This is a genomic window from Streptosporangium becharense (genome assembly GCF_014204985.1).
GTDB classification, from domain to species: domain Bacteria; phylum Actinomycetota; class Actinomycetes; order Streptosporangiales; family Streptosporangiaceae; genus Streptosporangium; species Streptosporangium becharense.
Window position 1 is genome coordinate 7263204 of sequence record NZ_JACHMP010000001.1, and the last position, 15424, is coordinate 7278627.

Consider the following 15424-nt stretch of genomic DNA (forward strand, 5'->3'; position numbering starts at 1 on the left):
TACCGGCTGCAGCGGGCCCGCCTCGCGGAGGAGGCCCGTCGCAAGGAGGAGGCCCGCCGGGGGATCAAGCAGCGCCGCCCCCCCCAGGGAACTCCTCGGCGCCGCAGGGACGATGCTCTTCTCGACGGCCGGGCTCTCGTTTATGGCCTACACCGTGATCTCGACCACCCTTCCCGATCTGGAGGTCGCGCTCGGCCGGAAGGGCACGCCCGGGACCGCCCACGTCGTCTCCTGCGAACGCGTCGGCGAAGGGATCTACGACTGCCGGGCGTGGTTCGTCTTCGACGACCCGGCGCGGGACCCGATCACCGTCGCCACCGTGCCGGAGGCGGAGGCGGGCGAGGTCTTCCCTGCCGCCCTCACCCCCGAGGGCGACCGCGTCGTGCCCACGGGAGCCCGGAGCGTCGTCGGCGCGGTGGGTCTGCTCGCTCTCGTCCCGTTCTCCCTGTCCTTCATCCCCGCCATCCTGACGTTCAGTCTCGCCCTCGAACGCGCTTTCTTCCCGTCGCTGATCGTGGGAGGCGTGGTGGCGGCGGTCTCCCTCGTGGTGTGCATCGTGTGCGTGATCCTCGGGAGCGCGGTCCTCTAGATGTACTGACCACAGAGGTTGAGTACACCTAGCATGCGGGCGGCGATGGCGAGCAGGTCGGCGAGCCTCGTCATGCCACTCTCCTTTCCGCTGAATTCCGCCTCGGGCCCCGTCCTCCGACGGCGGCGTTATCCACTGAGGGCGATGCCGGCACGACGTCCAGGACGAGGCGCATGAAGCTGGAGCGGTGAGCATGGGAGAGACCGCCGCGCTGTTAAGAAGGCGTGGGGGAAGACGTGAGCGTAGCGCCAGGAGAAGACGTACGGCTCGGTGAAGGACTCACGCTCTCAGGATGAGGAAGATCCGCGGGACAGGTTTAGGCTTGCCCGAGAGACAGGAGTCCACGAAGAACTCCTTCACCTGAGCCCTCCACGCGATATTCGCCGGGTCGCTGTTGCCGGTTCCCACGCCGGGAAGATCTGCGCTGTCGAGTCCCTCGTGGGCACGCTCGCATCTCGCCTTGTCGATCTTCCAGGCCGGTCCCGGCCCGACAGCCGTCGATCAGTGTGGCCGGTACTGGATCTTCTTCAGCCCGTGCTTGGCCACCCGCAAGCTCATCCAGACCGGTCACCGCGAGGTTGGCCAACCCGTCCGGGTTGAGCGGCCGGTAGCAGGCAAGTGAAGGCAGCCCGACAGGTCAACGGAGATGACGGGAGCTTCCGGGACCCTTGCGGCCCCTGCCCGCATGGTCACGACGCCAGGCGACAAGTTAACACAGAATATGCCTTAAATTTCGTTATTACGCCCTGATGGATTCTGTGAAACTTTCATGCGCACGAGCAGGGTGGCGCGACCTCGTCCAGGACGAAGCTCCAGGCGGGGGAGGGTTTCGATGGCAACGCCCCGGTTGGCGAGGATCACCCCTCGTTGACGCCGGGCCGAGCCATCGGATGTACTCCGCGACAACGCACGCACCGGAGTTGGCCATGCAGCTCTGCACAACGTGATGTTAGCGCTAACAAATCGAGAGGCCGCCATCTTCGACCTAGTCAAGGAGCCTTGGATGTTCCCCTCACCCTCGGCGAGCGTGCACAACGGACCGCTCGCCCGCTCACCGGCGAGCGGCCTCACTGGCACGTCCCAGGGCGTACAGGTGGTGTTCACCGACGGTAACGGCTCGAACGACAGCATCTGGAGGTTCCGGTGAGGCGCGTGCTCGCGGTTCTCTCGTCTCTGCTTCTCGTGGGCGTGTTCCTCACGGCCCAGGCGTCGGCGGCGACGGTTGACACCGGCGCGTGGTATGTGCTGGTGAACCGCAACAGCGGCAAGGCGCTGGACGTCTACAACCTGTCCACCGCCGACGGCGGCCGCATCACCCAGTGGACCCGCAACAACGGCAACCAGCAGCAGTGGCAGTTCGTCGACTCCGGCGGCGGCTACTACCGGCTCAAGTCCCGCCACTCCGGCAAGGTCCTGGACGTCCACGACTTCTCCACCGCCGACGGCGGCTCCATCGTGCAGTGGGCCGACCTGAACGGTGCCAACCAGCAATGGCGCCTGGCCGACTCCGGCGGCTACCTCCGCCTGATCAACCGCAACAGCAACAAGGCTCTGGAGGTGCAGGGGGCCTCCACCGCCGACGGCGCCAACATCGTCCAGTACTCCGACTGGAACGGCAGCAACCAACAGTGGCAGCTCGTCCGCGTCGGGTGACGCAGAAACGGAGCACGCAGTGAGGTACAAGCACTTGGCCGTCGTCGCCACGGTGGCCATCCTCTTAACGGGCCTCTTCGTCGCCTCGTCCGCGAACGCGGCGACGGTCGACACCGGCGCGTGGTATGTGCTGGTGAACCGCAACAGCGGCAAGGCGCTGGACGTCTACAACCTGTCCACCGCCGACGGCGGCCGCATCACCCAGTGGACCCGCAACAACGGCAACCAGCAGCAGTGGCGGTTCGTCGACTCCGGCGGCGGCTACTACCGGCTCAAGTCCCGCCACTCCGGCAAGGTCCTGGACGTCCACGACTTCTCCACCGCCGACGGCGGCTCCATCGTGCAGTGGGCCGACCTGAACGGTGCCAACCAGCAATGGCGCCTGGCCGACTCCGGCGGCTACCTCCGCCTGATCAACCGCAACAGCAACAAGGCTCTGGAGGTGCAGGGGGCCTCCACCGCCGACGGCGCCAACATCGTCCAGCACTCCGACTGGAACGGCAGCAACCAGCAATGGCAACTCGTCCCCGTCGGCAGCGACCCGAACCCGGGCGGCAACCTGCCGTCGTCCTTCCAGTGGAGCTCCAGCGGCGTGCTGGCCGGCCCGAAGCCCGACTCGAGTCACCCCAGCGTCGCGGTCAAGGACTTCTCCGTCATCCGGCACAACAACCAGTGGCACATCTACGCGACCAACGCCACCGGCAACGGCTGGAACCTGGTCCACTACGCCTTCGGCGACTGGTCGCAGGCCGCCAACGCGCAGTACACCTACCTCGACCAGAGCGGCGTCGGCCCCGGCTACCGCGCCGCGCCGCAAGTGTTCTACTTCGCCCCGCAGAACCTGTGGTATCTCGTCTACCAGACCCAGCCGCCGACCTACTCGACCAGCACCGATCCGGCCAACCCGCGCTCCTGGTCGGCGCCGCGCCGGTTCATCGATCAAGAGCCGGCGATCGTTCAGCAGAACAAGGGCAACGGCACCTGGATCGACTTCTGGGTCATCTGCGACGCCTCTAACTGCTACCTGTTCTTCAACGACGACAACGGCCACGTCTATCGGGCCCAGACCACGCTGGCGAACTTCCCCAACGGTTTCGGCAACACCCAGATCGTGTTGTCCGACAGCGCCTACCGCCTGTTCGAGGCCGTCAACGTCTACAAGATCCAGGGCCAGAACCGGTACCTCATGATGAACGAGGCCATCGGTTCCGACGGTCGCCGCTGGTTCCGGTCGTGGACCTCCACCAGCCTGACGGGCACATGGACGCCGCTGGCGGCCGAGGAGAACAATCCCTTCGCCCGCCACAACAACGTGACCTTCCCCGCCGGAGCCTGGACACGTGACATCAGCCACGGCGAGCTGGTCCGGGCGAGCAACGACCAGACGCTGACGATCAACCCGTGCCGCCTCCAGTTCGTCTACCAGGGCCAAAGCCCGTCAGCGAGCGGCGACTACGGCCGCCTGCCCTGGCGCATGGGCCTGCTGACGCAGACCAACTCCCCCTGCTGACCACCTTGCTGATCATCCGGTGAACCGGGTCCTGGGCACGGTGTCTGGGAGCGTCCGCCGTGTCCGGGCCCCACGGACCCCCGTCGAATACCCACCTGGGGAGACAACAGGTGAGACCCGCTCTGCGTGCGGTCCTGTGCACCGTGGGCCTGCTGCCTTCGACCGTGCTGTTCTGGCAGCCCGACCCAGATTCCCCTCACCACCACGGGCTACGGCACCCGCACCGGCAACGCCGGCTGACCCCCATGCAAACGGCCGGCACGAACGGCTGGACTCAGCCGCCGGCACCACGACCGTCTCCTGGACCGGAACGCTGACCAGCGCCTCCTTCTACGTCGAGACGGCCGCCGGCACCGACGGCCTCTACGCCGCCGACGCCTTCTTCCGGTGACCCGACAGAAAGGAGCCGCGCCGTACCACACCACCGGCCTCTTACGACAACCGGTGACCGTACCGGCTGGTCTTCGGCTTCCACTGGCCGGGCAGGACCGCCACCGACGTCGCCACCGGCCAGACCGTGCGACGGGACGTGTGGGCCTACCACGGCCTGCTGGGACTGGCGCGGGACGCAAAAGCCTTGACCTTGGCAAGACACCGCAGCCCGCCTGCCGGGCACCCCGTGGCTAAACTGCCGCCATGACTGCGGAGTCGTCCCCCCTCACCATCGCCCAGCTCGCCGAGCTGGCCGGCGTTTCCACCGCGACGGTCTCCAAGGTCGTGAACGGCCGTTCCGAGGTGTCGTCCGGAACCCGCGCGGCGGTGGAAGAGCTCATCCGCCAGCACGGCTACCGGCGACAGCGCCGCCGATCCACGGCGGCGGCCCTGGTGGAACTGGTCTTCCATGCATTGGAGGGTGACTATCCCGTCGAGATCACCAAAGGCGTAGCGGAGGTCGCGCGTGAGCACGAGCTCATGGTGGGGATATCGGACCTGCATCACGACCGCACCGCCGGAGACGCCTGGCTGAAGGGTGTGCTGCGGCGCCGCCCGAGCGGCGTGATCGCGGTATTCTCCGGCCTGACCGAAACCCAGCACGAACAACTCGCCCGCCGTGAGATCCCGCTGATCCTGCTGGATCCGGCCGACGCTCCTGTGAGAAACATCCCGTCGGTCGGCGCCGGCAACTGGAATGGCGGGCTCACGGCGACCCGCCACCTCCTGGAACTCGGGCATCGCCGTATCGCCATCATCACCGGGCCGGACTCCGCCCTGTCCAGCCGGGCCCGTCTTGACGGTTATCGAACCGCCCTGGACATGGCAGGCGTGCCCGTTGATCCGGAGCTGGTCGGCCGGGGGGACTTTCTCATCGAGGGAGGTCTGACCGAGGCGCACCGCCTGCTGCGCCTGCCCGACCGGCCGACCGCGATCTTCGCCACGAACGACGGCCAGGCCATCGGCGTCTACCACGCGGCCCACCAGCTCGGCCTGCGCATTCCGGGCGATCTCAGTGTGATCGGCTTCGACGACATGCCTTCGGTGCGGTGGGCCATCCCGCCACTGACCACCATCCGCCAGCCCCTCGCCGAAATGGCCGCCGCGGCCACCTCGATGCTGCTGAGACTGGCCCATGGCGAGCAGCTGCCACAGAGCCGCGTCGAGCTGGCCACTGAGCTCGTCATACGCAAGAGCACCGCGCCTCCCGCACTCCCGCCCACCTGAGCCGGAGCGCGGGCTCCGAGGGGCAGCGAGGCGAGTCGGCCTGCGTGAGCAGACCCATACGTCAAGGGAAGCGGCTGCCGCCGCTCTCACGGGCGCCTGATCAACAAGCTGAAGGCATGGCGAGGCATCGTCACCTGCCATGACAAAACCCCTCAGAGCACCTCGCCGGTCTCCACCTTCGCGCCGCGATGATCTGGCTCAAAGACCTCACCCGGGTTATCCCTTGATCACAACCAAATACACGCCCTAATCCGAGTTCAAAGACGTGTTGCAACGCGGATCAGGTCAGCGACCGCGCGAAGGCGGCTGTGCGGCGGCCAGGCGATCACCGTTGTCACGGGCGGAGCGTCCAGGACCGGCACGGCGGCGAGGTCCCGGCGCAGGTCGGCGCCGGCTGACTCGGGAATGACCGCAGTGGTACGGCCGAGCGCGATCAGCTGGAAGAGCTGTGTCAGGTTCCGTACCTCTACGCCCGGCCCTTCTGGGTAGCCGCCGCCGGGACCGGGCCAGCGGGCCATCGGGAGCTCTGGCAGTGCGGTGACGTCGGCCATCCGGACCTGGGAGCGGCCGGCGAGCGGGTGTGAGGCCGGCAGGACCGCGACCTGTCCCTCGGTGTACAGGGTTTCGGTGTCGAGCCCGGCTGCCGAGTCGAAGGGCAGGTGGAGCAGAGCCACGTCGGCTTGCCCGTCCTGCAGCAGCTGCTGGTGCCGGTGTGCCTCGCAGAGCAGCAGCTCGACGGTGGCTGCGCCGGGGTCCGCGGCGTAGGCGTCGAGCAGTTTCGTCAGCAGCTCGCCGGCGGTGCCGGATTTGACGGCGAGGACGAGGCTGGGGTGTGCTGCCGCGGCCCGTTGGGTACGCCGCTCGGCTGCGGTCACTGCGCTGAGGATCGCGCGTCCTTCGGCCAGCAGCACGCCTCCGGCCTCGGTGAGCGTGACCTTGCGGCTGTTGCGTTCCAGCAGGGCGATTCCGAGCCGCCGTTCGAGCTGGATGATCGTGCGGGACAGGGGCGGCTGGGCTATCCCGAGGCGCTGGGCAGCCTTGCCGAAGTGCAGCTCCTCGGCGACGGCGACGAAATAGCGCAGCTCGCGTATTTCCATGAGCCCAGGCTAATGACGGCAGACGCCAGATCGATATCGCTCGGGTATTGCTGCACTGCCGAGATGGTGTTGGTGTCCGGATGCGGCGCGGGCATGCTCGCTGTCATGAGCGAGAACATGAGCGAGAAGACGATCGCGCTGGTCACTGGCGCGAACAAGGGAATCGGGTATGAGATCGCAGCCGGGCTGGGTGCGCGGGGCTGGAGTGTCGGTGTCGGCGCCCGGGACGAGCAGCGCCGGGAGGACGCCGTGGCCACGTTGCGCGCGGCTGGTACCGACGCATTCGGCGTGCCCCTGGACGTGACCGACGACGGGAGCGTGACCGCCGCGGTCCGACTGATCGAGGAGCGGGCAGGACGGCTCGACGTACTGGTCAACAACGCCGGCGTCGCCGGCGGCCGGCCGGAGGAACCCACGACCATCGACCTCGAGACCGTGCGGCGACTGGTGGAGACCAACGTCATCGGCGTCATCAGGGTCACCAACGCCATGCTGCCGTTGCTGCGCCGCTCGAAGCACCCGCGGATCGTCAACCAGTCCAGCCACGTCGGCTCCCTGACACTGCAGACCGCGCCCGGCGTCGACCTCGGGGGGATCAGCGGGGCCTACGCGCCGACGAAAACCTACCTCAACGCCGTCACCATCCAGTACGCCAAGGAGCTGAGCGGCACCAACATCCTGATCAACAACGCCTGCCCCGGTTACGTGGCCACCGACCTCAACGGATTCAGCGGGACCCAGACCCCCGAGCAGGGTGCGGCGATCGCCATCCGGCTGGCGACCCTGCCGGACGACGGCCCGACCGGCCAGCTGTTCGACGACAACGGGGTCGTACCCTGGTGAGGTACCCCATGACTTCTGGACACGAACCCTCACGGGATCGCGGTGGAGAACACGAACGGGATGCCGCACAGGGCCTTGCGGTCATCCAGCCGCTTGAGACCGGGATGGCGCTGCCGTCGCTCCGTCTTCGGCAGCAGCGGCTCGATCCGCTCCCACAAGCCATCCGACACAGTCCACGGAGGCCGCTCCCCTTTCCAGACGCGCAGATCAACGATCATCCGGGCGGACGGATACGGCAAAGGTCATTTTGTTAGGAGTTGTGAGAACGGCCGGGGAACGGGGGCCGGTCCGCGTCGCCCGGAGCCGCACGGCCGTCAGGCGACCGCCGGGTCGAGGACGACGCCGAGCAGGGCGTGCAGCGCCCGGTCGCCGGACTCGGTGACGCGCAGCGCCCGTCCCGATCCGATCCGGACTACCCAGCCGCGTTCCAGGAAGACCGCGCACAGCACCGCCCCGGCGGTGCCGCCCAGGTGGTGGCGGCGCTCGGTCCAGTCCAGGCACGGCCGTACCAGGGGGCGTCGGCCGCGGGCCGCCGGCCGTACCCCCAGATCGGTCTCGAACCACGCCAGCCCCGCACCGCTGAGCGCGAACCCCGCGTCGCGCAGCAGAAGCCCTCGGGCGGCCAGCGCGTCGGCGACGGCCACCCCGAGACGGCCGGCCAGGTGGTCGTAGCAGGTGCGGGCCGCGGCCATGGCCCGGGCGGCACCGTGGGCACGCAGCGTCGCCGGCCGTGCCGCCGTGTCACCCGCGGCGGCGTGGCCGGCCAGATCCTCGATCAACTCGGCCACCTCCGGCCCGGCCAGGCGCACGTAGCGGTGCCGTCCCTGCCGCTCCTCGGCGAGGATCCCGCCCTCGACCAGGCGGGACAGATGCTCACTGGCGGTGGAGGCCGTCACCCCGGCGTGGGCGGCCAGTTCCGCGGCGGTCCAGGCCCGCCCGTCCAGCAGCGCCAGGCAGAACCGGGCGCGGGTGCCGTCGGCGAGCAGGGCGGCGGTCGCGGCCAGCGACGTGTGCGGCGCGGTTGTCATCCCTCCATCATGGGGCCGGGACGCTTCGGCGGGCGCCGAAGCGTCCGTCACCTAGCGTCGGCGACATGACATCCCTGCCCCTCTCGGACCCCGGCGGACCGGGCTCGGTGGTCCTGGGCCGCCACGCCCAGGTGCGGGCGGTCCTGACCGACCCCCGTTTCACCGTCGCGCCCGTGCCCCGCCCGCCGTTCGCGCCGACCGTCGCCTGGCTGCGCGGCGCGGTCGGCCGTTTCGCGGAGGGTGCCCTGCACGCCGAACGGCGGGCCGCGGTCGAGCGGGTGCTGGCGGGCCTGGACACGGCGGCGTTGCGGGCCGAGGCGTCCCGGCTCGCCTCGGCGTCCGATGCGGACGCCGGACCGGTCCTGGTGCGGGTGCTGGCCGTCGCGCTGGGGGTGCGGGCCGGGGACGGGCCGGAGGCGGCGCGGGCGGTCGCGGCGGTCGCCCCGGCCTACCTGCCCGGCCCCGGTTCCGTCCGGACCGGGCAGGCCGACGAGGCGGTGGCCCGGCTACGGCGCCTGCTGGGCGACCCCGATCCGCAGCGGTTCGCCGTGCTGGCCGGGTTGCTCGCCCAGGCGTGCCAGCCGACCGCCGCCCTGGTCCGCTCCGCCTTGGCCGTCCGGACGGGGGCCTGCCCGGTGGAGGACCTGCTGGCCGAGACGTCGCGCCACGATCCGCCGGTACGGGTGCTGCGCCGGGTGGCACGCGCGCTCGACGTGGAACGCCACGCGGGACGGGCGACGGTGCCGGATGCGGCGTCGCATATGCGGATGGGCGTCGGGGTGGACATCGGGGTGGACACAGTGACGGACATCAGGGCGGACATCGTGACGGGCATCGGGGTGGACACGGTGATGGGCGTCGGGGGGGACACCGGGACGGACGCGGCGGTGGACGCCATGGTGAACGTGGTGCTGGACGTGGCGGCGGCCAACCGGGATCCGCGGGTGTTCCGGGACCCGGACGCCTTCGTACCGGGCCGGGCGGGGGAGCACCTCACGTTCGGGGCCGGGCCACGCGCCTGCCCGGGACGCCGGATCGCGCTGGCGTTGGCGGCCGGGGCGGTCGAGGGGGCCGGAGAACGGTGAGCGTCCCGACGACGGCCGAGCGGTTCGCCGCGCTGCACCGCCCCGGGCGGCCGCTGCTGCTGCCCAACGCCTGGGACCACGCCTCGGCGGTGGCGCTGGCCCGGGCCGGGTTCGCCGCGGTCGGGACGACGAGCCTGGGAGTGGCGGCGGCGGCCGGCCTGCCGGACGCCGCCTGCGCGACCCGGGAGCAGACGCTGGCGCTGGCCAGGTCGCTCACCGGCCTGGACGTGCCGGTGACGGTGGACATCGAGGGTGGCTTCGGCGGTACACCCGCGCAGGTGACCGAGCTGGTGGCGGAACTGGCCGGGGCGGGCGTGGCCGGGGTCAACCTGGAGGACGGGCGGGGGACCGGCCTGGCCGCCGTCGCGGCGCAGGCGGAACTGATCGGCGAGATCAAGACCCGGGTGCCGGGGGTGTTCCTCAACGCGCGGACCGACGCGTTCTGGCTGGGCGTGCCCGAAGCCCGTGCCGAGGCGCTGGCGCGGGTGCGCGCCTACGCCGGGGCGGGAGCCGACGGGGTGTTCGTGCCGGGTGCGGCCGACGGCGGTGACGTCGAGCCGTTGGTGTGCGCGGCCGGAGTACCGCTGAACGTCCTGGTCCAGCCGGGAGTGCCGGTGGAGCGGCTGGCCGCGATGGGGGTGGCCCGGATCAGTTTCGGATCGCTGCTGTTCCGGGCGGCGCTGCACGCGGCCGTCACCACGGCGCTGGAGGTGTCCCGGGGGTTGCCGCCCGCCTGTGGCATCCCCTCCTACGAGGCGGTGCAGGCGCTGCACCGCCATGGCTGAACCGGCCCGTCGGCCGCCGCTCACACCGGTCGCTGGTCCTTGAGCTCGGGGAACTGGTCGTCGCGCCACTCGGCGCTGTTGCCCTCCGCGGCCAGTTCGTTCTCCCGGGCACGCAGCTCAACGCGGCGGATCTTCCCCGAGACGGTCTTCGGCAACTTGTAGAACTCCAGCCGCCGGATCCGCTGGTAGGGGGCGAGGTGCTCGCGGGCGTAACGCAGGATGGACAGCGCCGTCTCCTCACCGGGCCGGTATCCCGGGGTCAGGCTGACGTACGCCTTGGGCACGGCCAGTCGTATCGGGTCGGGGGCGGGGACCACGGCCGCCTCGGCCACCGCCGGATGCTCGATGAGCACCGACTCCAGCTCGAACGGGCTGATCTTGTAGTCGCTGGCCTTGAAGACGTCGTCGGTGCGTCCGATGTAGGTGATGTACCCGTCGGCGTCGACGACGGCCACGTCACCGGTGTGGTAGTAGCCGCCGGCCATCGCCCCGGCGTTGCGCTCGTCGTCACCCCGGTACCCGGTCATCAACGGCAGCGGCTCACGCGAGAGGTCCAGGCAGATCTCCCCCTCTCCCACCCCGGTGACCGGCCGGCCGGTCACCGGATCGACCAGTACGACGGGGACACCCGGAAGAGGACGTCCCATCGACCCCGCCCGCACCTCCGAACCGGGGGTGTTGCCCACCTGCGCGGTGGTCTCGGTCTGCCCGAAGCCGTCCCGGATCGTCAGTCCCCACGCCCGGCGGACCTGCTCGATCACCTCGGGGTTGAGCGGTTCGCCGGCGGCCACGACTTCGCGGAGGGCGCCGGGGCGTTCACCGAGGTCGGTGTTGATCAGCATCCGCCACACCGTCGGCGGCGCGCAGAACGAGGTGACCTCCCGTTCGCGGAGCCGCGTCAGCAGCGCGGCGGCGTCGAAACGGCGGTAGTCGTACACGAAGACCGTGGCCTCGGCGATCCACGGCGCGAAGAAGCAGGACCAGGCGTGCTTGGCCCACCCCGGCGAGGAGATGTTCAGGTGCACGTCACCGGGCCGCAGGCCCAGGAAGTACATGGTGGTCAGGTGACCCACCGGATAGGAGATCTGGGTGTGCTCGACCAGCTTGGGACGTGAGGTGGTCCCGGAGGTGAAGTACAGCAGCAGCGGATCATCCGGCGCGGTGCCCGGGTGGTCCGTCGGCACGTGCTCCAGTTCGGCGGCACCTCGCAGGTCGGCCCACCCCTCGGCCTCACCCACACTGATCCGCGTGTAGTCGCCGGGAACGCCGTCGAACCTGCCCGCGTCCGCGGCGTTGCAGATCACATGACGGGCTCCGCCGCGGCCGATCCGGTCGGCCAGGTCCGCCGAGCCGGCCGCCGTCGTGGTGGGCATGATCACTGCCCCCAGCTTCATCACCGCGAGCATGCACTCCCACAACTCGACCTGGTTGCCGAGCATGAGGATCACCGGGTCGCCCTTCCGGACGCCGCGAGCGGTCAGCCAGGCCGCCAGCCGATCCGAGGCCCGCGACATCTGCGCGAAGCTGCGCCGCGTCGCGGACCCGTCCTCCTCCACCAGCACCAGTGCCGGACGGTCGTTGTCCCGCGCGATCACGTCGAACCAGTCCACCGCCCAGTTGAACCGCTCCGTCAGCTCCGGCCAGCGGAACTCGGCCACCGCCCGGGTGTGCTCGCCGCGCAACGACAGCAGCTGATCCCGGCTCGCACGGTAGGCGTCGGTCACGTTCACCACGCGTCTCCTCTCGTCGACAGGCTGGGGACGACCCCGGGAACGCGTGACCGCGCCACTGTGCGGACGGTGAGACGAACGCCGGCCACCCACCGTGTGGCGGGACCGACGGACAGCGTGACGCCGCTTCACCGGGCTTCGGGCACCGTCATCGGCGGATCTCGATGAGCGTCCGGCATTCCGTGGCCGCACGATACCCCCGTGGAGGGGGGATAACCGGTCGCTCTCACCGGTGGTCCGCGCGGGGACGCGCCGCCGGTCGGTCCCGCCGGGCTGCCACGCCGATCGGAGGGCGGGATCCCCCCTCGGCCGGACGCGCCGGCCGGCCACCTGGAGATCGCGAAAGACTGCGATTAAAGGTATGGGTCACGGAAAAGTCACGGGCTCCTGATTTATGGGATAAGTCGGAGGAAAGCTGGCTTCGTTGGCGGTCGCAGCCGTTAGAGGGAATTAAGGAAGTCCTTTTAACCGCCCCGCGACGGGGTGCGTTTCTCCAGGGCCGCGCCGGCGGTTCCTCTCCGGTCGCGCCGCTGAGCCTTTCCGGTCGCGCCGCCGAGTCTTTCCGGCGGCGTCACCGGTCCTTTCCGGACACGCCCCGGCCGGACCCGGTCGCGTCATCCTCCGGGCCGGACCCGGTCGCGGCGCCATCCGGGCCGGGCTCAGGTGCGGGCGCGTGCCCGCGACAGCCGCTCCCGGGCCGCCTCGCGTCGCGCCGCCGGCTCCTCCCGGAGCAGGCGCTCGCGCGCGTACAGGCGCAGCCAGTCGGCGATCAGGTAGACCGGCGCGGGCCGGAAATCCACGGTGACCGCGTGGGCCTCGACGAGCCGGTCGGCGACGCCGCCCGCGAGCCGCGTGTCGGAGCCGAGCAGCGCCGCGAGGTCGTCCACGGTGAACTCGCAGGCCGGCAGCGTGCCCAGGAGCCGCAGCGAGGGCCACAGGTCCGGTCCGAGGTCCCGTTCGTAGGTGGCCGCGCACGCGCGTAACGACAGATCGCCCACGGACAGCTGGTCCAGCAGCGACTGCTCGTCGGCGAGGGCGTCGGCGAACAGGGGGAGCGGGACGCGCTGCGAAGCGGCCAGCCTCGCTCCGGCGATCCGGACGGCCAGCGGCAGGTTCCCGCACGTCCCGGCCACCCGCCGGGCCGCCCGGGGCTCGGCGTCGATACGGCCGGCACCGGCCGTCCGCCGCAGCAGTTCGACGCTCTCGTCGAGGGTGAAGCCCGCGAGCTCCACATGGTGCGCCGACTCCAGGGCACTCAGCCGCTTCCTGCTGGTGATCAGGACGCCGTTGTCCCCGGCGCCGGGCAGCAGCGGCCGTATCTGCGCCTCGCTGGACGCCTCGTCGAAGATCAGCAGGATGTGCCGCTCGGCCAGCCACGCCCGGTACAGGGCCACCCGCTCACCGGCCCGGCGTGGCGGGTCGCCGTCGAAGCCGCAGGTGCGGAGGACCTCGGCCAGCACGTCCGGGACCGAACGCTCCCGGCCGCCGGGGGTGCGCAGCCGCATGAACAACTGCCCGTCGTGGAAGCGCTCACGGAGCAGGTGGGCGGCGTGCACGGCGAACGCCGTCTTGCCCGCTCCCGGGGGACCGGAGATCACCACCGGAGGGCTGTGCCTGCGGGCCCGGAAGACGTCCAGGACGTCGCGGACGGCCCCCTGCCGGCCGGTGAAGTCGGCCAGGTCGCGGGGGAGCCGGCTGAGGTGGGCGACCACCTCCGGGCCGGCGCCGCCCGCCCCGTTCGGCCTGGTCAGGGTCGTGCCGCCGGAAAGCGTGCCGCCGGGGAGTGTGCCGCCGTGGGGCGGGCCGTCCAGGGCCGGATCGCCCGCGAGGATCGCCCGGTAGAGCCGTTCCAGCACCGGGCTGGGCCGCAGGCCGAGCTCCCGCGCCAGGGTCTGGCGCATGGCCTCGTACTCCGCCAGGGCCTCCGACTGGCGCCCGCAGCGGAACAGCGCGATCATCTGCGTGCTGCGCAGCCGCTCCCTGAGCGGGTGGTGCCGGACGTTCTCCTCCAGTGACCCGATGATGTGGGTGTGGTGTCCCAGGGCGAGTTCGGCCTCGGCCCAGTCCTCGTAGACCGACATGCGCTCGTTGTGCAGCCGGGAGAGCTCGTCGCTGATCAGCGGCACGTGCGCCATGTCGGGCAGGGGGTCGCCCCGCCAGAGTTTCAGCGCCTCGTGGAGCGGTCCGACGGCCTTGGCGATCTCCCGGTCGCGCAGGTGCTGGCGTCCCCTGCGGGCCAGGGTCTCGTAGGCGAGCATGTCCAGTTGCCGGGGCCCCAGCTGGAGCAGGTAGCCGGGCGGGCGGAAGCTGAGCCGGTGGCGCTGCGCCTGTCCGAGCACGTTCTTACGCAGGGCGGAGACGTAGACCTGGACGTTCTTCAGCGCGGTCCTGGGCGGCTCCTCGGTCCACGCCGCGCTGCTGAGCTGCTCCACCGGGACGATCCGGTTGGCGTGGCAGAGCAGCAGGGACAGGAGCACGCGCTGCTTGAACGGCCCGAGGGGGACCAGATCTCCGTTGCGGCGGGCCTCGAGAGGGCCGAGCACGGCGAAAGAGGTTTCCTCCGCCTCCGCCTCCTCGCGCGTCACGGTTGCACCCACGGGTGATTCTCCATTTGCTGTTCCGGTGGCTGCGGAAATCCGGCGGCGTTATGTCGAAGATCAGTCGCCGAATTATCACGATATATGGGTGCATCTATTAGCAAACTAGTGATTTATGCTGAAGTAGTCATGCCTGATTGTCAATCAGGAGATCGTGGAGCGAGCCGATCAGGCGCAGCCCCGCCTGACGCCGCCCGGCGTCCCCGCCCGCCAGGGCGGAGACGATGGAGATGAGGTCGCCGAACTCGGCGCCGGTCCCGTCGAGGACCCGCCGGGCGTAGCGGTTACGCTGCACGATCCGCAGCGCCACCGCCGCCTGCGACGCGAAGAGCGTCAGCAGGGCCAGCTCGTCGATGCCCGCCCGCGCCTGGGGGTGGGGGTCCAGCACCTCCAGCACCCCCAGCGCCTCGTCGTCGTGGATGAGCGGCACCGCCATGAGCGAACCCGGTACGTACGAGGTCGACTCGGCGATGTCGCGGGCGAACACCGTGCTGGTCGACAGGTCGTCGACGATCAGCGCGTCCCTGGCGTTCAGGGCCCACCCGGCGATCCCGCGGGTGGCGGGGAAGCGCCGCCCGACGAGCACCTTCTCACCCTCGCCGGAGACCGCCTCGAAGACGAGGTCGCCGTGCTCCTCGTTCACCAGGAAGATCGAGCTGGCCTTGGCCCCGAAGATCACACGTGCGGTGTCGACGATCGACTGGAGCAGGACACGATGCTCCCGCTCGGATCCGGAGACCGCCACCGAGATGGCCGCGATCATCTCACTGTTGTCGTTCAACGGGTCTCCTTTCCGGCTGACCGGGACGGCGGGACGCCGCCGACGGTGTCCCGGCGTCCGGAGGAGA

The 15424-nt window shown here is 70.4% G+C and carries 14 protein-coding genes; 8 read left to right on the top strand and 6 right to left on the bottom strand.

The window, feature by feature from the left end; translation table 11 throughout:
* Positions 1-154 precede the first annotated feature (154 nt).
* From F4562_RS31380 to F4562_RS31400, 5 genes are all read left to right on the top strand, one after another.
* On the top strand, positions 155-589 hold the full coding sequence (locus F4562_RS31380) for a hypothetical protein (RefSeq protein WP_184540318.1): 435 nt from the start codon (positions 155-157) through the stop codon (positions 587-589).
* 1003 nt (positions 590-1592) lie between these two features.
* Complete coding sequence (locus F4562_RS31385) at positions 1593-1736, top strand: hypothetical protein (protein ID WP_184540319.1); 144 nt, start codon at positions 1593-1595, stop codon at positions 1734-1736.
* 5 nt (positions 1737-1741) lie between these two features.
* The gene (locus F4562_RS31390; RefSeq protein WP_311733905.1) at positions 1742-2242 is read left to right on the top strand and encodes an RICIN domain-containing protein; all 501 of its coding nucleotides are present in this window, start codon (positions 1742-1744) and stop codon (positions 2240-2242) included.
* Between the two features lie 19 nt (positions 2243-2261).
* A complete protein-coding gene (locus F4562_RS31395; protein WP_311733906.1) occupies positions 2262-3752 on the top strand; it encodes a non-reducing end alpha-L-arabinofuranosidase family hydrolase in 1491 nt (496 codons plus the stop codon).
* A gap of 636 nt (positions 3753-4388) precedes the next feature.
* Complete coding sequence (locus tag F4562_RS31400) at positions 4389-5411, top strand: LacI family DNA-binding transcriptional regulator (protein WP_184540320.1); 1023 nt, start codon at positions 4389-4391, stop codon at positions 5409-5411.
* 257 nt (positions 5412-5668) lie between these two features.
* On the opposite strand, the gene F4562_RS31405 is transcribed toward F4562_RS31400, so the two are convergent.
* Positions 5669-6508, bottom strand: a complete 840-nt coding sequence (locus F4562_RS31405) for a LysR family transcriptional regulator (RefSeq protein ID WP_184540321.1) — start codon at positions 6506-6508, stop codon at positions 5669-5671.
* A 105-nt stretch (positions 6509-6613) separates the two neighbouring features.
* On the opposite strand from F4562_RS31405, the gene F4562_RS31410 reads away from it, so the two are divergent.
* Positions 6614-7351, top strand: coding sequence for an SDR family oxidoreductase (locus tag F4562_RS31410; RefSeq protein ID WP_184540323.1), 738 nt, complete (start codon positions 6614-6616; stop codon positions 7349-7351).
* Positions 7352-7380: 29 nt separating this feature from the next.
* Here the strand turns inward: F4562_RS31410 and F4562_RS31415 are convergent, their stop codons facing one another.
* Together F4562_RS31415 and F4562_RS31420 are read right to left on the bottom strand one after the other, a co-directional pair.
* Positions 7381-7569: a hypothetical protein gene (locus tag F4562_RS31415; protein ID WP_184540808.1), complete on the bottom strand. Its 189-nt coding sequence runs from the start codon at positions 7567-7569 to the stop codon at positions 7381-7383.
* Positions 7570-7665: 96 nt separating this feature from the next.
* Positions 7666-8379 carry an ArsR/SmtB family transcription factor gene (locus F4562_RS31420; protein ID WP_184540325.1) on the bottom strand — a complete coding sequence of 238 codons (714 nt, stop codon included), beginning with the start codon at positions 8377-8379 and terminating at the stop codon, positions 7666-7668.
* A 65-nt stretch (positions 8380-8444) separates the two neighbouring features.
* Here F4562_RS31420 and F4562_RS35500 point away from each other — a divergent pair, with 65 nt between their 5' ends.
* The gene (locus tag F4562_RS35500) at positions 8445-9464 is read left to right on the top strand and encodes a cytochrome P450 (RefSeq protein WP_246473612.1); all 1020 of its coding nucleotides are present in this window, start codon (positions 8445-8447) and stop codon (positions 9462-9464) included.
* The gene (locus tag F4562_RS31430; protein ID WP_184540327.1) at positions 9461-10249 is read left to right on the top strand and encodes an isocitrate lyase/PEP mutase family protein; all 789 of its coding nucleotides are present in this window, start codon (positions 9461-9463) and stop codon (positions 10247-10249) included. The genes F4562_RS35500 and F4562_RS31430 overlap by 4 nt, the downstream gene beginning before the upstream one ends.
* Before the next feature lie 20 nt (positions 10250-10269).
* On the opposite strand, the gene F4562_RS31435 is transcribed toward F4562_RS31430, so the two are convergent.
* The 3 genes from F4562_RS31435 to F4562_RS31445 all read right to left on the bottom strand — a co-directional run bounded on the left by F4562_RS31435 (position 10270) and on the right by F4562_RS31445 (position 15357).
* Positions 10270-11982, bottom strand: a complete 1713-nt coding sequence (locus F4562_RS31435) for an AMP-binding protein (RefSeq protein ID WP_311733907.1) — start codon at positions 11980-11982, stop codon at positions 10270-10272.
* Positions 11983-12638: 656 nt separating this feature from the next.
* A complete protein-coding gene (locus tag F4562_RS31440; RefSeq protein WP_184540331.1) occupies positions 12639-14576 on the bottom strand; it encodes an AfsR/SARP family transcriptional regulator in 1938 nt (645 codons plus the stop codon).
* A 127-nt stretch (positions 14577-14703) separates the two neighbouring features.
* Complete coding sequence (locus tag F4562_RS31445) at positions 14704-15357, bottom strand: GAF domain-containing protein (RefSeq protein WP_221206576.1); 654 nt, start codon at positions 15355-15357, stop codon at positions 14704-14706.
* Positions 15358-15424: the final 67 nt, after the last annotated feature.

What these genes read in the sequence shown, in the direction of transcription:
- F4562_RS31400 (WP_184540320.1), top strand. Translation starts at nt 4,389, where the DNA reads ATGACTGCGGAGTCGTCCCCCCTCACCATCGCCCAGCTCGCCGAGCTG.
- F4562_RS35500 (WP_246473612.1), top strand. Translation starts at nt 8,445, where the DNA reads ATGACATCCCTGCCCCTCTCGGACCCCGGCGGACCGGGCTCGGTGGTC.
- F4562_RS31405 (WP_184540321.1), bottom strand. Translation starts at nt 6,508, where the DNA reads ATGGAAATACGCGAGCTGCGCTATTTCGTCGCCGTCGCCGAGGAGCTG.
- F4562_RS31385 (WP_184540319.1), top strand. Translation starts at nt 1,593, where the DNA reads ATGTTCCCCTCACCCTCGGCGAGCGTGCACAACGGACCGCTCGCCCGC.
- F4562_RS31420 (WP_184540325.1), bottom strand. Translation starts at nt 8,379, where the DNA reads ATGACAACCGCGCCGCACACGTCGCTGGCCGCGACCGCCGCCCTGCTC.
- F4562_RS31410 (WP_184540323.1), top strand. Translation starts at nt 6,614, where the DNA reads ATGAGCGAGAACATGAGCGAGAAGACGATCGCGCTGGTCACTGGCGCG.
- F4562_RS31415 (WP_184540808.1), bottom strand. Translation starts at nt 7,569, where the DNA reads ATGATCGTTGATCTGCGCGTCTGGAAAGGGGAGCGGCCTCCGTGGACT.